Origin of the sequence: Burkholderia sp. KCJ3K979 (genome assembly GCF_016759955.1) — a bacterium.
Classification (GTDB): Bacteria; Pseudomonadota; Gammaproteobacteria; order Burkholderiales; family Burkholderiaceae; genus Burkholderia; species Burkholderia orbicola.
In genome coordinates this window covers 19,193-34,252 of record NZ_JACFYV010000060.1, presented here as the reverse complement: position 1 = coordinate 34,252, position 15,060 = coordinate 19,193, and the positions used below count along the sequence as shown (strand labels likewise).

Genomic DNA, 15,060 nt, shown 5'->3' with positions numbered 1-15,060 from the left:
CTTTAGATCCTTAATATCGAGAGCGGCATGGATCGACGACTCCAACTCTCCGCGAGTGTAGCAAAATCCCGTAACATCCTCCCAATTGACAATTTCCGGAATAGCCAACCACATAGTCGAAAAATCATCACTTTCAAATAACTTCCATAGCATTTTATCCAGTTCATCTAAAATATCCGGTCGATCAACCGACTCCAAATTATCCACCCACGCAAATGCGCCCGCCTGCCCATTATCAGTCTTTCGATAGTCTCCTGCCAAAGATCTTTTAAGTGCAACCTCGAGAAATTTCCCCAACTTCGGAAGATCAATACCGACACTTGCCTTAAGAGAATCCATCCCAGCCAAAACTTCCCCGAGATCGTCTTTATACTCATTCAGAGTAAAACCAACCAACCCGCGCAGCAAATCTTGTTGCTCATTAATTTCATACTCCGCAACGGAAGTCGCACGCAACGCTTGCGTTCTACTGATTCTTGGCGTTGCCTCGAATGTCTGACGGTCGATTGATGCGATTTTATCTGGCGATATACTATTAAGCGCCACTCGAATTCCAAATCGAGTTTCAATGCACTCCGCGTCCAACATATATCGACCATGCCCAAATGCGACTGCAAACTGCCTCCCTTTGACAGTAGTGACAAGCAGTGCCGACACACTTTTATTTTTTAGCCCTTCAAGCCCACCCGATCGACTTATTTGAGGAGCAATAAATCCTACCCACTCCGGAGTTGATTCACTCAATGGCTTTCTTACGTACAATGTCCCGAACTTGCCCTTATCCCCGAGCGAGTACTCATCCACATCGATTTTCCTTGGCCTTCCGTCTTGATCTAGTGGCTTCGCAAGAAATTCACGCTCCGACCAAAACTTCCCGGACGCACTCCCGGCAGACTTCTTGAGCAAAAATGTATTTAACGATACCTTTTTATGCCTCTTTTCTGCTGTTCTCTCCGCCAACTTACACCCCCGACTATCGATTATTTTCCACTTCCCACATCACAACAATTAGATAGAAATTTCCAACAATACAAAGCCAATACCTCACATCACATCGCAATATTCCATACATCAACGACATGTGCAAGACACGAAAAATACGAATGCATTGAGCACAGGTGCCTTACCTACGCGATTGCGCTCTATTGAACCACGTCACTCGCCATTGCTTGCGCCTTAGACCCGAGCCGCGCGCAACTGACCTGGATGGACAGACGCTTCACGAAACAAGCCTGCCGTTTTTCCTCGATCACCCGCCCCACAAGCCGCAATCGCTGGCCTCCCCCCTCGCCAGCGGACATGCCCCTTTACAGAAGGTCCTTTCACCTTCACTGTCCCGACAAGCATAATCAGCCGTACATTCATCTCGGCCGTATATTCCTTGTCCAGATCCGCCTGATCTTCCATCCTAGCTGCACCGACATCCACCGCAACTTTCTACCGATAAGCGAGATAAGAATCCGTCGGCTGCCCAACAACCTCCCCCCAACGCCACAATGAACGCGAGAAGCACCGCCGCCGCCTCCGCGACCTTTGATCTGAAAATGTTCATCGTTATAGAACGTCACAGAATCCGGTGCCGACAAACAAAAACGGCCACCGTAACCCCACGGCAGCCGCCCTCAGAAACACTCAACTCCAAACCCCAAATAAACCCTTACTCAGCCACCTTAAAAGCCGAAACCAGCTTGGTCAATTCCGCCGCCTGCTGCTTCAAGCTCTCCGCTGCCGCCGCGCTTTCCTCGACCAAAGCCGCATTCTGCTGCGTCATCTGATCGAGCGACTGCACCGCGTCGCCAATCTGATCGATCCCAGCACTCTGCTCCAAACTAGCCTCTGCAATCTCGCTCATCATCGCGCTAACGCCTTGAACCTGCGAGACAACATCACTCATCACCTTCCCCGCCTCACTAACGAGCCGCGACCCGGCACCCACCGTCCCCGCGCTGTGCTCGATCAGCGACTTAATCTCCTTCGCCGCCTGCGCACTGCGCTGCGCCAGATTCCGCACTTCCGAAGCGACAACAGCAAACCCGCGTCCCTGCTCCCCCGCCCGCGCCGCTTCCACCGCAGCATTCAGCGCCAGAATATTCGTCTGAAACGAGATACTGTCGATCATCACGATGATTTCGGAGATCCGTTGCGAAGCGTCACTGATCTGCTCCATCGTCGTCACGACCTCGCCCACCACCTGCCCACCACGCGCCGCCGTATCCGCCGCGCCATTGATCATCTTCGCCGCGGTAGTCGCCGTCTCGGTGTTGTTACGCACCACGGCCGTGATCTCTTCCATCGACGAAGCCGTCCGCTCCAGGTTGCTCGACTGCCCTTCGGTGCGCTCGCTGAGATCCGCATTCCCTGAAGCAATCTGTGCCGACCCGGTCGCAATCGAAACCGAAGCCGCCCGAATCCGATGAACGAGCGTCGACAACGACGACACGAACCGGTTGAACGCATCCGACAGCTGTCCGATCTCGTCCTCGCTCTCCACCGTCATCCGGCGCGTCAAATCGCCCTGACCGCTGGCGATTTCCGACAGCAGCGTAGCCGCCCGACGAATCGGCGCAGCAATCGCGCGCCCCACCAGCCAGATCACAAGCAGCGCAACCCCAAGCCCCACCACCGCTGCCACCAGCGCCGCGCTCCGAATCGCACGCGTCACCGGCCCCAGCAGTTCAGCCTGCGGCACCTGAACGACCACATACGCATTCAGCTCCGGAATGAACGACGTCGCGATGAACCGCGCGCCGCCGTCGCCCTCATAGCTGAGGTACGCATACGGCTTGCCCGCAAGCAGCGTCGACGACGCATCCCCTGGCAACCCCGATTCATCCTTCAGAAAATGCTTGCCGTCGATCAGCGACGTATCGCGATGCATCATGATCGCGCCGTCGGGGCGCACGAGGTACGCAAACCCGGTCTCACCGATCCGGTAAGCCGAGATGCCCTTCGCGAGCGCATCGACGGACAGGCTCATGCTCGCCGCGCCGATCGGCACGCCGTCGAGTTCCACGCGGCTGTTGATGAACATCATGTAGCCGCCGACGGTCACCTCGCGATCCATGTTCACGTCGTACGCCTTGCCGGACGACAGGAAGTTGGTCAGCCACTGATCCTTGTCGGTCACCTTCCGCTGCAGGCCGGCTTCGTTGTAGTAGTTGCCGCTCTTCACCGACACCCACTGCGCGGACGCGGCCTTCTGCTCGTCCTTCACGTTCTTCGCGAGCTGAATCCAGTTGCGCGTGCCGGCATCGGGTTCGCCGTCGGCTTCCCATTGCAGCAGGAACGCATCGCGCGCCAGAATGCGCGACGCGGCGATCGGGCCGGCCATCTGGCGCTGCACGTCGGCGCGGATGCCATTGACGGCGGTCGGCAGCTCTTCGCGGACGACGCGATCGCGCACCGCGTTGCCGATCAGACGGACGCTGAGCCCGCTCGAAATCGCGACGAACACGAGCAGGCAACTCGTCATGCTGAGAATCAGCTTGTTCTGAATGGAAAGCTTGCGCCAGAAATGCATGGGGAACCCTCGATAACCGCTCGGTCTGAGCCAGATTGGGTTATCGGCATGCACGCGCAGAATCGCATCGCTGATTTCAGATAGCGATCATTCGAGATTCGTTATGTTGTTGATGGGCGGGCATATGCGGCCGCCTATATGTGCGGGAACCACGCAAAGACAACGCGCTGATCAATACGCAACGAAAATCGTTACCCGCCGGTTTCTTGCCCTCGAACCAGCATCGCCCCCCGCAACAAGCGGCTGCGTATCGGCCCGCCCGATCGCCGCCAGTCGATGCGGCGCGACACCGCGCTCGCTCAGGTAGCGCACCACACTCCCCGCGCGCGCCGACGAAAGCTCCCAGTTCGATTCGTATTTCGCGTTCGCGATCGGCACGCTGTCGGTGTGGCCTTCGACAAGGATGTCGCCGGTTGCATGCTCGCTCAGTGCCTGCGCGATCTGGTTCAGCACCTGCGACGAATCGGGCAGCAAGCGTGCATCGCCGACGTTGAACAGGATCTTCGCGTCGATACCGATCTCGACGCCGTGCGGCGCCTTCACCAGCGAAATGCGTCCATTCGACTTCAACGAATCGAGCAACGCGAGCCACGGCGGCGCAGGGTCGGACTTGGCAGCATCGATGGAAGCAGTCGCAGCACCCCCAGCCTGCCGCGCAAGCGTCTGATACCGCGCATCGAGCGCGTTGTATTTCGCGAGCTGAAGCACATACAGCGCGAGAAACAGCACCATCAGCGTCGTGATGAGATCCGCGTACGAAATCAGCCAGCGCCCCGACTGCGCGCCTTCGAGTTCGTCATCGTCGCGATCGGCAGCGGATGCGCCGTCAGTTCGAGCTGTCATGCTGTCGGGAATCCGGGTTCGTCAAACGGTACAGATGCAGGTGCAGACACACGCAAGCACAAAGCGCACGAACATCACGCCAGCGTTTCCGCCGCCCGCCCGCGCACATCGCCGGTCAACCGAGTCTCGATCGTATGCGGCGACTCCTTGCGCGAAATCGCGAGCAATCCATCGAGATACAGCTTGCGGAACCGCATCTCGCTGTCGATCTGCGCGCGCAGCTTGCCGTACAGCGGCAGGAACACGAGGTTCGCGAACGCGAGCCCGTACAGCGTCGCGATGAACGCCACCGCGATGCCCGGCCCAAGCTGCGCCGGCTCCAGAATATGGCTCGTCACCTGCACGAGCCCGAGCACCGAGCCGAGAATGCCGAACGTCGGCGCATAGCCGCCGGCCTGCTGCCACACGCGCACGGCGGCGAGGCGGCTGCGTTCGTACGCATCGAGTTCGCGCTGCAACGCATCTTCGAGCACCGCGGTCGATACACCGTTCGCCAGCAGTTCGAGCCCGCGTCGCGCAAACGGATGAATGCCGCTCACGTCCATAGATTCGAACGCGAGGAGCCCGTCGAGCTTCGCGCGGTCGCCCCATTCGAGCAGGTCGGACAGGTTCTTGCGATCGACTTCGCGCGCCCGCGCGAACGCGAGCCGCAACTGCTTCACCGCGTCGAAGAAGCGCGCCCACGTGTTCTGGATCATCACCGCGCCGAGCGTGCCGCCGAGCACGATCACGAGCGCCTCGAACTGAAACAGCATCGAGAAATGCCCGCCTTCCAGCGCGAACCCGAACACGATCGCCGCGCCGCCCAGCACCACGCCAACCAGGGTCAACAGATCCATACGCGCCTCCGTATCACGCATCCGACGCTGAAGCCGACGCGACGGCCGTCGCACCCGCGGCAGCCGCCTTCGCCGCACGTACGGCCTCCAGCACGCGCTGCTCGATGTCCTCGATCTCGACCGGATCGAGCTTGAGTTCGCGGCGCATCACCCACGACACCTCGTTGCGCCGCGCCTCGGTCATCACGGAAAACAGCTTGTCGGCCACCGCTCGATCGTCGAGGTTCGCGATCAGCTTCGCGAGGTCGTAGGTATCGAACGCGCTGATCACGTCGAACAGCGTGCGCTGGTCGATCCACACGAGATCCTCGAGCGTGCGTACGTCGCCGCCGCGGCGCCCGGTGCGGCGCGAGAAGTACGCCACACCCTTCTGTTCGACGTAGTTGAGCACCTTCGATTTGCGGAACGCGAACACTTCTTCCGCGATCTCGCCGTTCGACAGCTTGTTGAGCAGCAGCGTCTTGTCGACACCGATCAGCGATTCAAGATCGGCCAGCTCGATGAGTTCGAGTTCGCTGTTGATGGACACGTCGAGATCGTGATCGGCGACCTGCTGCGCGCGGTCGATCACGCGTGCGGCGTCGAACGTGACGACCTGGCGCGCATCCGACGAAGCCGCGTAGTCGGTCGCGCCGCCGGCACCGTCGGCCTGCGCGGCTTCGATCGTGACGAGGTTGAGCTTCTCCATGCGCCGCAGCATCGCGAGCACGTGCGGCCGCGAGTGGCCTGCAATCGCGCGGCATTTGCGGATCACTTCGGCGAGCGGCACCGAAGTTTCGGCCGCATGCGCCTGCATCGCCCGGCGCGCCCACGTGTCGCCCGCTTCACGCGCATCGGCGCCGGCCATCAGCGACAGCACGTGCGCATACGACAGCACGCCCGGCATGAAGTCCGCATGCGTATAGGTCGCCAGTTGGTCGTCCTTGCGCTTCACGCGGCGAATCATCGTTCGCACGATATGGCGCAGCAGCGCGGACACGCGCTCGATTTCTTCATCGAGCACGCCGGCCGGCACGACCGTGAGCTGACAGAACGACAGCGCCTTCGCGGTATGCGCACGCGGTTCGGCGGCGAGTAGCGCCGATTCGCCGAAGAACTCGCCGCGGCCAAGCGTCGCGATGATCACGCGCTTGTCGTCGCAGCGCGTGGACAGCTCGACCTTGCCGTCGGTAATGAGGAAGAGGACGGGCTCGCCCGCGAAGCCCTCCGAATAGATGATTTCTCCGGGCGCCGCGGTACGCGTCCACGATTGCTGACGATTCAAGTCGATTCCCCTGCTGCGCTGGTTATTGCGGACCGCGCGTCGCACGTCTGCAGCATGCGATCACGAGTCGTCCCCGTGACTCGTTTACGTCATCGTGCGCAACATCCTTTAGGGCATTCGTACTCGTTTCGAACCGAAATCAAGGTGAAACGTTTGCGGATTGCGCGGGCACAACGATCGTTCGTTTCGCCGCCTGCGCAAGTAGTGAAATTGAAAGCCTGCCGCGATCGCGCGCGTCGGGTCAGAACTCCATGTCGAGCTCGTCGATGTCTTCGTGCTCGGCCTTCGCCTCCTCGATCCACTCGGCGACGAACGGATGCGCGAGGACGCGCATGCAGTACTCGGCGACGTCCGGTTCGAGCTTCACGTCATAGGTCAGGAAGCGCGTGACGACCGGCGCATACATCGCGTCGGCGATGCCGATCTCCGCACCGAACAGCCAGGGGCCGCCGTACTCGGCCAGGCACTCGCGCCAGATCGTCACGATCCGCTCGATGTCGTGCTGCGCGCGCGACCAGATCCGGAAGCCGGGGAAATGCCCGCGCAGGTTCATCGGCAGCGCGGATCGCAACGCGCTGAAGCCGGAATGCATCTCGCCGCAGATCGACCGGCAATGCGCGCGTGCATGCCGGTCATCGGGCAGCAGCCGCGCCTGCGGGCGGATCTCGTTCAGGTATTCGGCGATCGCGAGCGTGTCCCACACCGCGTTGCCGTCGTGCGTCAGGCACGGCACGAGAATCGACGGCGACAGCAGCAGCAGCTCCGCGCGCGACGTCGCATCGATCGGCACGCTGATCGTCTCGAACGTGAGCCCGCTCAGCTTCGCGAGCAACCAGCCGCGCATCGACCACGACGAATAATTGCGGCTGCTGATGGTCAGCGTCGTCCGTGCGTTGGATTCCATGTTGCTCCCCTGCTGAATGTCGTTCGTGCCCCTGCACCGTAAACGGACGCGCCGCATGAACGGCCGCACCACGCCTGTGCGGCGCGTTCGCCGAACTGGCGCAACGCGGCACGGCATCGCGGCACGTGTCGCACGCCGACCAGCGCGGCTATGCACGGCCTTTGCCCTGCCGCCATCACGTACCGCGCGCCGCCGCGTTCCGGAACCACGTGCAACGCGCGTGCCAGCGAGCATGCTGGCATACGGCTTGCCTCGTTCCCTTCACTGCGGCGTCACGAGCGACGGTCATGAACCTGCTTGCCTATCCGTTTTATCAATGGTCTGCGGAATGCCTGCGCCCGGCGCGGGCGTGGGCGGCCGCGACGCGCGCGACGATGTCGCTGTGGCCGCCGGCGACTTCGACGCCGACGGGCCGCATGGTCGACGCGCTGTGCGAACTGCTCGAATGCTGCGCGTTCTCGCACCGGCGGCCGCCGTTCGGCATCGCGTCGGTCGTCGTCGACGGCGAAACGGTGCCGATCGTCGAGGAAGCCGCGACGACCACGCCGTTCGGGACGCTGCTGCATTTCCGCAAGGCCCGGCCGGTCGCGCGCCAGCCGCGCGTGCTGATCGTCGCGCCGATGTCCGGGCACTTCGCGACGCTGCTGCGCGGCACGGTACGCACGATGCTGGCCGACCACGACGTGTACATCACCGACTGGCACAACCCGCGCGATATCCCGCTGGCGGCCGGGCGCTTCGGTTTCGACGAGTACGTCACGCACGTGATCGACTTCATCCGCCACATCGGCCCGGACGCGCACGTGCTGGCGATCTGCCAGCCGACCGTCGCGTCGCTGGCGGCAGTCTCGCTGATGGCGGCCGGCGGCGATCCGGCGCAGCCCGCGAGCCTCACGCTGATGGCCGGCCCGATCGACTGCCGCGTGAATCCGACGAAGGTCAACGAACTCGCGACGAGCCAGCCGATCGAATGGTTCGCGCGCAACCTGATCAGCGTCGTGCCGACGGGTTTCGTCGGCGCGCAGCGGTGCGTGTATCCGGGTTTCGTGCAGGTCGGCGCGTTCATGTCGATGAACCCGGACCGGCATGCGGCGTCGTTCGCCGATCTGTACTACGAACGCGCGAAAGGCGACCCCGCGAAAGCCGACACGTTGCGGCACTTCTATGACGAATATTTCGCGACGGCCGACCTCACCGCGGAGTTCTATCTGGAAACGGTCGAGAAGGTGTTCCAACAGTACGCGCTCGCGCGCGGCGAGCTGGCGGTGGGCGACACGCTCGTCGAACCGGCGGCGATCCATCGCACCGCGTTGTTGACGATCGAAGGCGAGAAGGACGACATCTGCGCGGTGGGCCAGACGGTTGCCGCACAGGAACTGTGTTCGGGGTTGCCGTCGTACCTGAAGACGCACCATGTACAGACGGGTGTGGGGCACTACGGCGTGTTCAACGGCAGCCGGTGGGAATCACAGATCTATCCGATCGTGCGGGCGACCATCCACGACAACGAGCCGTACGATCGCACCGCGGATGCGCAAAGCGACACCAGCGGCGCCCACTACGTCACGCTGCGTGCGCTGCTCGATGCGCGCGCAGCCGCGATCGATGCGGCGACCGAAGCGCAATCGGATCACGCGCACTGAACGCGGTTAGCGACACAGCGAATCGCCCCGCCGGAGAGGCGGGGCGATGTTTGCTGCGGCATCAGGACGGCGCGCGAGCGAAACCAACCGTGCGCCGGGCCGGCTCGTTACGAGCAGGCCTTGCCGTGCGACGCGTGGTAGCCTTTCGCCTTCGCGTCGGCTTCCGACATGTAGCTGCCGTGCTTCGTCTTGCCGTAGTACTTGTCGGTCGAGCAGTGGTAGACCTTCGAGGCGTCGTTCGCCCACACCTTGCCCGCGCCGCCGCCCGGCGCTGCGGCGGTCGTCGCGGCGGCGGCGCTCTTCGCGGGTGCGGTGCCCGATGCCGGTGCGGCCGAAGCCGCCGTTGCGGGCGCCGCGGCCGGTGCGCTCGCCGCGGCGACGGCCGATGCGCCGTACCACGTCTTCACGCCCTTGTGCCCTGCACACGCGCCCTTCTTCGATGTGCCCGAGTAGAACGAACCGTCCTTGCACAGCCCGGTCGTGCCGGCCGGCGCACTGGCCGGAACCTGCGCGAACGCACCGATCGACACACCCATGCCGGCGACCAGCGCGGCGATCAACATCGTTTTTTTCATGGTCCTCTCCTGATTTGCCTGAATGATGAAAACTTCCGGGGCCTTCCCGGCAACGGCGACGGTTACCGCACCCAGCGGCACACGCGGTGGTGGTGATGATCGACGTGGCACACGCGGTGCGAATGCGCTTCGGCCAGTGCCGGCACGAGCACGGCGCAAGCCAGTGCGGCGGCCGTCAGGATCTTCGCGATGCGGTTCATGGTGAAACTCTCCCGGACAGGTCAGCCGGCGATCCGGCTGGTACCTCCTTAACGCCGGTCGTCGACGGGCCGTGCACCGCACCCGTGTGCAATTGACGATCTTTGACATCGCCTCGTCAATCGATGCTCGAAGCTGACGAATGTCTTTCTTTTCTTTCTGGCTCTTCAGCTTCGCGATCGTTTGGAATTCGAAGGAACGTGTCTAAGCGAAAGGCCGTTCGCGAAAGTCAGCGGAGCAAGAAAAAACCGCCTGAATGCAGGCGGTTCGTCGAAAACGCACACCCAACCGGCACGCTACGCACCAGCTTCGCCCCACGGCGTCGGCTCCGGCACAGCGCACGGGCCGTCGACGTCAATCGATTTGAAGTCGGCAGGCCCGACGATCTCCAGGTACTCCATGTCCGGCGAGTAGTCGAACAGGTAGTGGACGATCCCCGGCGCCTGGTGCACGCAGTCGCCGGCCGCCACCAGCGTTTCCTGTTCGCCGTACATGAAGCGCGCCCAGCCTTTCAGCATGATCACGATATGGAACTCGGCCTCGTGACGGTGCCAGCCGGTGCCCGCCTCCGGTGCATGATTCGCCCTGACGAGTTGCGCGACGACCTTGCCGTTCGTCGCGGCCGCGATACCGAGATCGCGGTACAGGAAGAAGTCGCGCAGGCCCTCGCCTTGAAAGACGGTGTCCTGCGGCTTCACATGGGAAAAAGCGGTGGTGGTCGGCGTGCTCATCGCGGTGCTCCTTCATCGAAAGGATCACGCGAGACAAGCATTAAGCGTTCCAGTTTTGCGGCGGTGCGAAACCGTGTGCGTACTTACTTCAACCGCCCCGACAGAAACTGCCCGAGCCGCTCGCTCTTCGGATTCACGAGGATCTGTTGCGGATCGCCCTCTTCCTCGATCTTCCCCTGATGCAGGAAGATCACGTGGTTCGACACGTTGCGCGCGAAGCCCATCTCGTGCGTGACGACGACCATCGTGCGGCCTTCCTCCGCGAGCTTCTGCATCACCTTCAACACTTCGCCCACCAGTTCCGGGTCGAGCGCCGACGTCGGTTCGTCGAACAGCATCACTTCGGGCTCCATCGCGAGTGCACGCGCAATCGCAACGCGCTGCTGCTGGCCGCCCGACAGGTGCGACGGATACATGCCCTCGACGCGCGGCGCGAGGCCGACCTTCTCCAGATACTTGCGTGCCCGGTCGATTGCCTCGTCCTTGCCGACGCCGAGCACGGCCATCGGCGCCTCGATCACGTTCTCCAGCACCGTCATGTGCGCCCACAGGTTGAAGTGCTGGAACACCATCGACAGCTTCGTGCGCATGCGCTGCAGCTGCTTCTGGTCGGCCGCGCGCAGCGAACCGTTGCGGTCGCGCGTGGTCTGGATCGGCTCGCTACCGATCGTGATCTGCCCCGAGCACGGTTGTTCGAGGAAGTTGATGCAGCGCAGGAACGTGCTCTTGCCGGAGCCGCTCGAGCCGATGATGCTGATCACGTCGCCGGCCTTCGCCTTCATCGACACGCCCTTCAACACCTCGTTGTCGCCGAATTTCTTGTGCAGGTTGTCAACGGTAAGCTTGTACATGCGGGGTCCTTCGTTGCGGATCGTGCGAATGCGTTAGTGGCCGCGCGGCGAGAGATACGCAAGCCAGCGCGTCTCCAGCTTGCGGAACGCCCAGATGAGCGCGAACACGACGACGGCGTACAGCACGGCCGCGATGCCGTAGGCCTGGAACGACATGTACGTCGCCGAATTGACGTCGCGCGTGACCTTCAGGATGTCGGGCACGGTCGCGGTGAACGCGAGCGTCGTCGCGTGCAGCATCAGGATCACTTCGTTGCTGTAGCTCGGCAGCGAGCGACGCAGCGCGGACGGCAGGATGATGCGCGTATGGAGCTTGAAGCGCGACATCCCGTAGGCCATCCCGGCCTCGACCTCGCCGGCCGACGTCGCCTTGATCGCGCCTGCGAAGATCTCTGTCGCATACGCGCATTCGTTCAGCACGAACGCGAGCAGCGTGCAGTTCATCGCATTGCGGAAGAACGTGTCGAGCAGCACGTGGTCGTGCACGACATGCAGGCTGTAGATGCCCGTGTAGCACATCAGCAACTGCACGTAGAGCGGCGTGCCGCGGAACACGTACGTATAGAGCCACACGGGGCCGGAGATCCAGCGGTTCGACGATGCCCGCGCGATCGCGAGCGGCACCGCAAGCGCGAAACCGAGCGCGATCGACACGACCAGCAGCCACAGCGTGATCGCGAGGCCGCTGAAGCGGTAGCCGTCGGAATAGAGATAGCTTTGCCAGTACTGGCCGACGAGTTCGATCACAGTGCGAGCCTCCGGACACCGACGGAATAACGCTTCTCGAGGTGATGCAGCACGACGTTGGACACCGTCGTGATCGCGAGGTAGATCGCGCCTGCCGCCAGCGTGAAGAAGAAGAAATCGAGCGTGCTCTTGCCCGCGTCCTGCGACGCCTTCACGACGTCGGCGAGGCCGATGATCGACACGAGCGCGGTGGCTTTCACGAGCACCTGCCAGTTGTTGCCGATGCCCGGCAGCGCGAAGCGCATCATCTGCGGGAACAGGATGCGGTGAAACACGCGCCAGCCGCTCATCCCGTATGCGAAGCCGGCTTCGAGCTGGCCGCGCGGCACCGCGAGGAACGCGCCGCGGAACGTCTCGGTAAAGTACGCGCCGTAGATGAAGCCCAGTGTGACGACGCCGGCCGCGAACGGGTCGATGTCGATCTGGTCCCAGCCGAGCAGGTCGGTCATGTTGTTCAGCAGGATCTGGATCCCGTAGAACAGCAGCAGCATCAGCACGAGATCGGGCACCGCGCGGATCAGCGTCGTGTAGAACGTGCCGACCGACTTGAGCACGCGGTTGGCCGACAGTTTCGCGGCCGCGCCTGCAAGGCCCAGTATCAGCGACGCGGCGAGCGATAGCACCGCGAGCTTCACGGTCTCGACCGTGCCGGCCCACAGCAGCGGGCCAAATCCTTGGAAGATCATATGAGGGACCCAGAACGAGGTGGCTGGATTGTCGATAGCCATTAACGGCGCATCAAACGAGTTCTACGCACGACGTGATGCTGCCGGCTCATCAAGCCGGACGTATCACGCGAAAGGCGCGGCGAGGGCAATACCGAGTGCGAGTTTCTTCATGGCGTTCCTGTCGGAGGCGAACCGGGGCGGGTTCCGGTCGGGGTGTCCGCCGTGGTCCCTTCCAACCGGGAAATCGCCCGTTCCGGCGACACCCCAAGTTGTACATACAACTTTGCCTTTTCCAGGGTGGGGTCAGCAATCCGTGTTTATCTCTAATTGTCGGCGGATTAGGGTCGCGCGCAGGATTTTCCTTAATTTTCAATTAATTATTGGTTACGCGAAGCTGAATGACGGCTTTCTTGCGGCGCACGGAAGCCACCGAGCGGCGCGCGGCGGCTGTCTAGACTTCCCCGGCTGCGACGGATTTTCCACGCCGCCCAGCCCGTCATCCCACGACGGCGTGGCCGCCACGTGCTCGTCATGCCCTTCCCTCTTGAGCACCAGCACCGCACGGCACGTTTACGCCCCCTTTGCAGACGCGCGGCGAGTCTATACACCGTTTCGCCGCGGCGATTCCTAGAATGGGCTTCATGTCCAAGACGAGGCCTCCGCAGTGCGGAGCACGACGTGACGGGGGATGAGCACATGACACCGACCAGAACGGAACTTGCCGCTTCATGCGATCTGCTGCCCGATCGCTCGCGGCGCCGCTCCTCCGCGGACGCACTCGTGCTGCTGTCGATCCGCGTCGAAGCGGACGACCTCGCGCTCGTGCGACGCCGGTTGCATCAGGCCGTCGGCGCGGCGCTCAACTTCTATACGGCCGCGCTCGACCACCGCACCGGGCGCGTGTGCATCGAGTTCGAAGTCGCGCGTTCGCAGGCATCGCCCGCGATCCTGTCGATCCTGCGCGTGCTGCCGGCCGCCGAGTTCGGCACGATCCGCCTGTTGCAGCACTAGCCGGCGTTCGCCGCCGCCGCGCGTGACACGCGTCACGCGCTTCCCCTTTTCATCGATTCGAACGCGCATGTCCGCACGGCCACGCGCGGCGGATCGCCGTCCCCGTCGCAACGGGCCTTTCCAGGAAACACACGTAATGAAAAAAGCAGTCGTCGGTACCCTCTCGCTCGCCTTCGTCAGCGCCGCCGCGCATGCGCAAAGCAGCGTCACGCTCTACGGGATGCTGGATGCCGGTATCGCCTATACGAACAACCAGTCGGGCAAAAGCGCGTGGCAGCAAGGCAGCGGCCTGCTGTCGAATACGGTCTTCGGGCTGAGCGGCAACGAGGATCTCGGCGGCGGCCTGCATGCGCTGTTCCGCCTCGAAAGCGGTTTCAACCTGAACAACGGCACGCAGTCCTATCGAAACACGCTATTCGGCCGCCGTGCGTACGTCGGCCTGCAGAGCGATCAATACGGCACGCTCACGCTCGGCCGCCAGTACGATGCCGTGGTCGACTATCTCGGCCCGCTCGCGATGGCGAACAACGGCGACGGCAACAACCTCGCGTCGCATCCGTTCGACAACGACAACCTCGACGATTCGTTCTATATCGACAACGCGGTGAAATACACGAGCCCGACGCTCGCCGGCTGGCAGTTCGGCGGCCTGTACGGGTTCGGCAACGCGGCCGGCGGCTTCGCGAACAACCGCGCATACAGTGCGGGCGTGTCGTATGCGAACGGGCCGGTCAGCCTCGGCGCCGCCTACCTGCAACTCAATCGCGGCGGCTTGACGACGGGCGGCGCACTGTCGACGAACGATGCGCCGAACTTCCCGGCCGTGAGGCAGCGCGTGATGGGCGCCGGCGGCAGCTATGCGTTCGACCGGCTGACGATCGGCGCGTTGTGGACGCATGCGATGTTCGACGAGACGGCCGCGTCGTCGCTGCCCGGCGCGCTGAATGCGCTGCGCTTCGACAACTACGAAGTCAACGCGCGCTATGCGCTGACGCCGGCGGTTTCGTTCACGGGCGCCTATACGTTCACCGACGGCCGCTACGACGACGCAACCGGCAGCCACCGGCCGAAGTGGCACCAGGCGACGCTGATGGCCGACTACGCGCTGAGCAAGCGCACCGACGTGTATGCGGAAACCGTGTACCAGCACGCGTTCGGCGTGCCATCGGGCGCGACGCTCGGGTTCGCGAACGTCACGGGGCTCGCGGCTTCGTCGACGCGTACGCAGGTGGTCGCAACGGTCGGCATCCGGCATCGGTTCTGAGC

15 protein-coding genes are annotated in these 15,060 nt (G+C 62.8%); 3 read left to right on the top strand and 12 right to left on the bottom strand.

Annotation, left to right across the window (positions count from 1 at the left end):
• The 6 genes from H3O04_RS15655 to H3O04_RS15630 all read right to left on the bottom strand — a co-directional run.
• Nucleotides 1-906 (bottom strand): DUF6119 family protein (locus H3O04_RS15655; RefSeq protein WP_237666299.1); only part of this gene is annotated, 906 nt, incomplete at its 3' end.
• 751 nt (nucleotides 907-1,657) lie between these two features.
• Nucleotides 1,658-3,520, bottom strand: a complete 1,863-nt coding sequence (locus H3O04_RS15650) for a methyl-accepting chemotaxis protein (RefSeq protein WP_202588013.1) — start codon at nucleotides 3,518-3,520, stop codon at nucleotides 1,658-1,660.
• 171 nt (nucleotides 3,521-3,691) lie between these two features.
• Nucleotides 3,692-4,363, bottom strand: a complete 672-nt coding sequence (locus H3O04_RS15645) for an OmpA/MotB family protein (RefSeq protein WP_202588012.1) — start codon at nucleotides 4,361-4,363, stop codon at nucleotides 3,692-3,694.
• A gap of 74 nt (nucleotides 4,364-4,437) precedes the next feature.
• Nucleotides 4,438-5,202: a flagellar motor protein gene (locus H3O04_RS15640; protein ID WP_202588011.1), complete on the bottom strand. Its 765-nt coding sequence runs from the start codon at nucleotides 5,200-5,202 to the stop codon at nucleotides 4,438-4,440.
• A 13-nt stretch (nucleotides 5,203-5,215) separates the two neighbouring features.
• Complete coding sequence (locus H3O04_RS15635) at nucleotides 5,216-6,466, bottom strand: cyclic nucleotide-binding domain-containing protein (RefSeq protein ID WP_202588010.1); 1,251 nt, start codon at nucleotides 6,464-6,466, stop codon at nucleotides 5,216-5,218.
• A 241-nt stretch (nucleotides 6,467-6,707) separates the two neighbouring features.
• Nucleotides 6,708-7,370: a glutathione S-transferase family protein gene (locus H3O04_RS15630; protein WP_006479581.1), complete on the bottom strand. Its 663-nt coding sequence runs from the start codon at nucleotides 7,368-7,370 to the stop codon at nucleotides 6,708-6,710.
• A 287-nt stretch (nucleotides 7,371-7,657) separates the two neighbouring features.
• On the opposite strand from H3O04_RS15630, the gene H3O04_RS15625 reads away from it, so the two are divergent.
• Nucleotides 7,658-9,013 carry a polyhydroxyalkanoate depolymerase gene (locus H3O04_RS15625; protein WP_202588009.1) on the top strand — a complete coding sequence of 452 codons (1,356 nt, stop codon included), beginning with the start codon at nucleotides 7,658-7,660 and terminating at the stop codon, nucleotides 9,011-9,013.
• A gap of 107 nt (nucleotides 9,014-9,120) precedes the next feature.
• On the opposite strand, the gene H3O04_RS15620 is transcribed toward H3O04_RS15625, so the two are convergent.
• The 6 genes from H3O04_RS15620 to H3O04_RS15595 form a co-directional block, all read right to left on the bottom strand.
• Nucleotides 9,121-9,588: a DUF3761 domain-containing protein gene (locus H3O04_RS15620; protein ID WP_034174921.1), complete on the bottom strand. Its 468-nt coding sequence runs from the start codon at nucleotides 9,586-9,588 to the stop codon at nucleotides 9,121-9,123.
• Between the two features lie 62 nt (nucleotides 9,589-9,650).
• Nucleotides 9,651-9,788, bottom strand: coding sequence for an HHHH-motif protein (locus H3O04_RS15615; RefSeq protein ID WP_175769406.1), 138 nt, complete (start codon nucleotides 9,786-9,788; stop codon nucleotides 9,651-9,653).
• 294 nt (nucleotides 9,789-10,082) lie between these two features.
• Nucleotides 10,083-10,517 (bottom strand): cupin domain-containing protein, encoded by a 435-nt coding sequence (locus H3O04_RS15610; RefSeq protein WP_006479584.1) that lies wholly within the window; start codon nucleotides 10,515-10,517, stop codon nucleotides 10,083-10,085.
• An 83-nt stretch (nucleotides 10,518-10,600) separates the two neighbouring features.
• Entirely contained in the window at nucleotides 10,601-11,368 is a 768-nt protein-coding gene (locus H3O04_RS15605; protein ID WP_202588008.1) for an ABC transporter ATP-binding protein, read from the bottom strand.
• A gap of 33 nt (nucleotides 11,369-11,401) precedes the next feature.
• Nucleotides 11,402-12,115 (bottom strand): histidine ABC transporter permease HisM, encoded by a 714-nt coding sequence (locus H3O04_RS15600; protein WP_202588007.1) that lies wholly within the window; start codon nucleotides 12,113-12,115, stop codon nucleotides 11,402-11,404.
• Nucleotides 12,112-12,801, bottom strand: a complete 690-nt coding sequence (locus tag H3O04_RS15595; protein ID WP_202588006.1) for an ABC transporter permease — start codon at nucleotides 12,799-12,801, stop codon at nucleotides 12,112-12,114. Before H3O04_RS15595 ends, H3O04_RS15600 begins: the two co-directional genes overlap by 4 nt.
• Before the next feature lie 678 nt (nucleotides 12,802-13,479).
• On the opposite strand from H3O04_RS15595, the gene H3O04_RS15590 reads away from it, so the two are divergent.
• Both H3O04_RS15590 and H3O04_RS15585 read left to right on the top strand, forming a co-directional pair.
• Nucleotides 13,480-13,794 (top strand): hypothetical protein, encoded by a 315-nt coding sequence (locus tag H3O04_RS15590; RefSeq protein WP_237666298.1) that lies wholly within the window; start codon nucleotides 13,480-13,482, stop codon nucleotides 13,792-13,794.
• Between the two features lie 136 nt (nucleotides 13,795-13,930).
• Nucleotides 13,931-15,058, top strand: a complete 1,128-nt coding sequence (locus tag H3O04_RS15585; RefSeq protein ID WP_202588005.1) for a porin — start codon at nucleotides 13,931-13,933, stop codon at nucleotides 15,056-15,058.
• The last annotated feature ends 2 nt before the right edge of the window (nucleotides 15,059-15,060 follow it).

Coding starts and splice junctions, on each gene's coding strand:
- H3O04_RS15595 (WP_202588006.1), bottom strand. CDS start 12,801: ATGATCTTCCAAGGATTTGGCCCGCTGCTGTGGGCCGGCACGGTCGAG.
- H3O04_RS15640 (WP_202588011.1), bottom strand. CDS start 5,202: ATGGATCTGTTGACCCTGGTTGGCGTGGTGCTGGGCGGCGCGGCGATC.
- H3O04_RS15625 (WP_202588009.1), top strand. CDS start 7,658: ATGAACCTGCTTGCCTATCCGTTTTATCAATGGTCTGCGGAATGCCTG.
- H3O04_RS15605 (WP_202588008.1), bottom strand. CDS start 11,368: ATGTACAAGCTTACCGTTGACAACCTGCACAAGAAATTCGGCGACAAC.
- H3O04_RS15650 (WP_202588013.1), bottom strand. CDS start 3,520: ATGCATTTCTGGCGCAAGCTTTCCATTCAGAACAAGCTGATTCTCAGC.
- H3O04_RS15630 (WP_006479581.1), bottom strand. CDS start 7,370: ATGGAATCCAACGCACGGACGACGCTGACCATCAGCAGCCGCAATTAT.
- H3O04_RS15615 (WP_175769406.1), bottom strand. CDS start 9,788: ATGAACCGCATCGCGAAGATCCTGACGGCCGCCGCACTGGCTTGCGCC.
- H3O04_RS15620 (WP_034174921.1), bottom strand. CDS start 9,588: ATGAAAAAAACGATGTTGATCGCCGCGCTGGTCGCCGGCATGGGTGTG.
- H3O04_RS15645 (WP_202588012.1), bottom strand. CDS start 4,363: ATGACAGCTCGAACTGACGGCGCATCCGCTGCCGATCGCGACGATGAC.
- H3O04_RS15610 (WP_006479584.1), bottom strand. CDS start 10,517: ATGAGCACGCCGACCACCACCGCTTTTTCCCATGTGAAGCCGCAGGAC.
- H3O04_RS15585 (WP_202588005.1), top strand. CDS start 13,931: ATGAAAAAAGCAGTCGTCGGTACCCTCTCGCTCGCCTTCGTCAGCGCC.
- H3O04_RS15590 (WP_237666298.1), top strand. CDS start 13,480: ATGACACCGACCAGAACGGAACTTGCCGCTTCATGCGATCTGCTGCCC.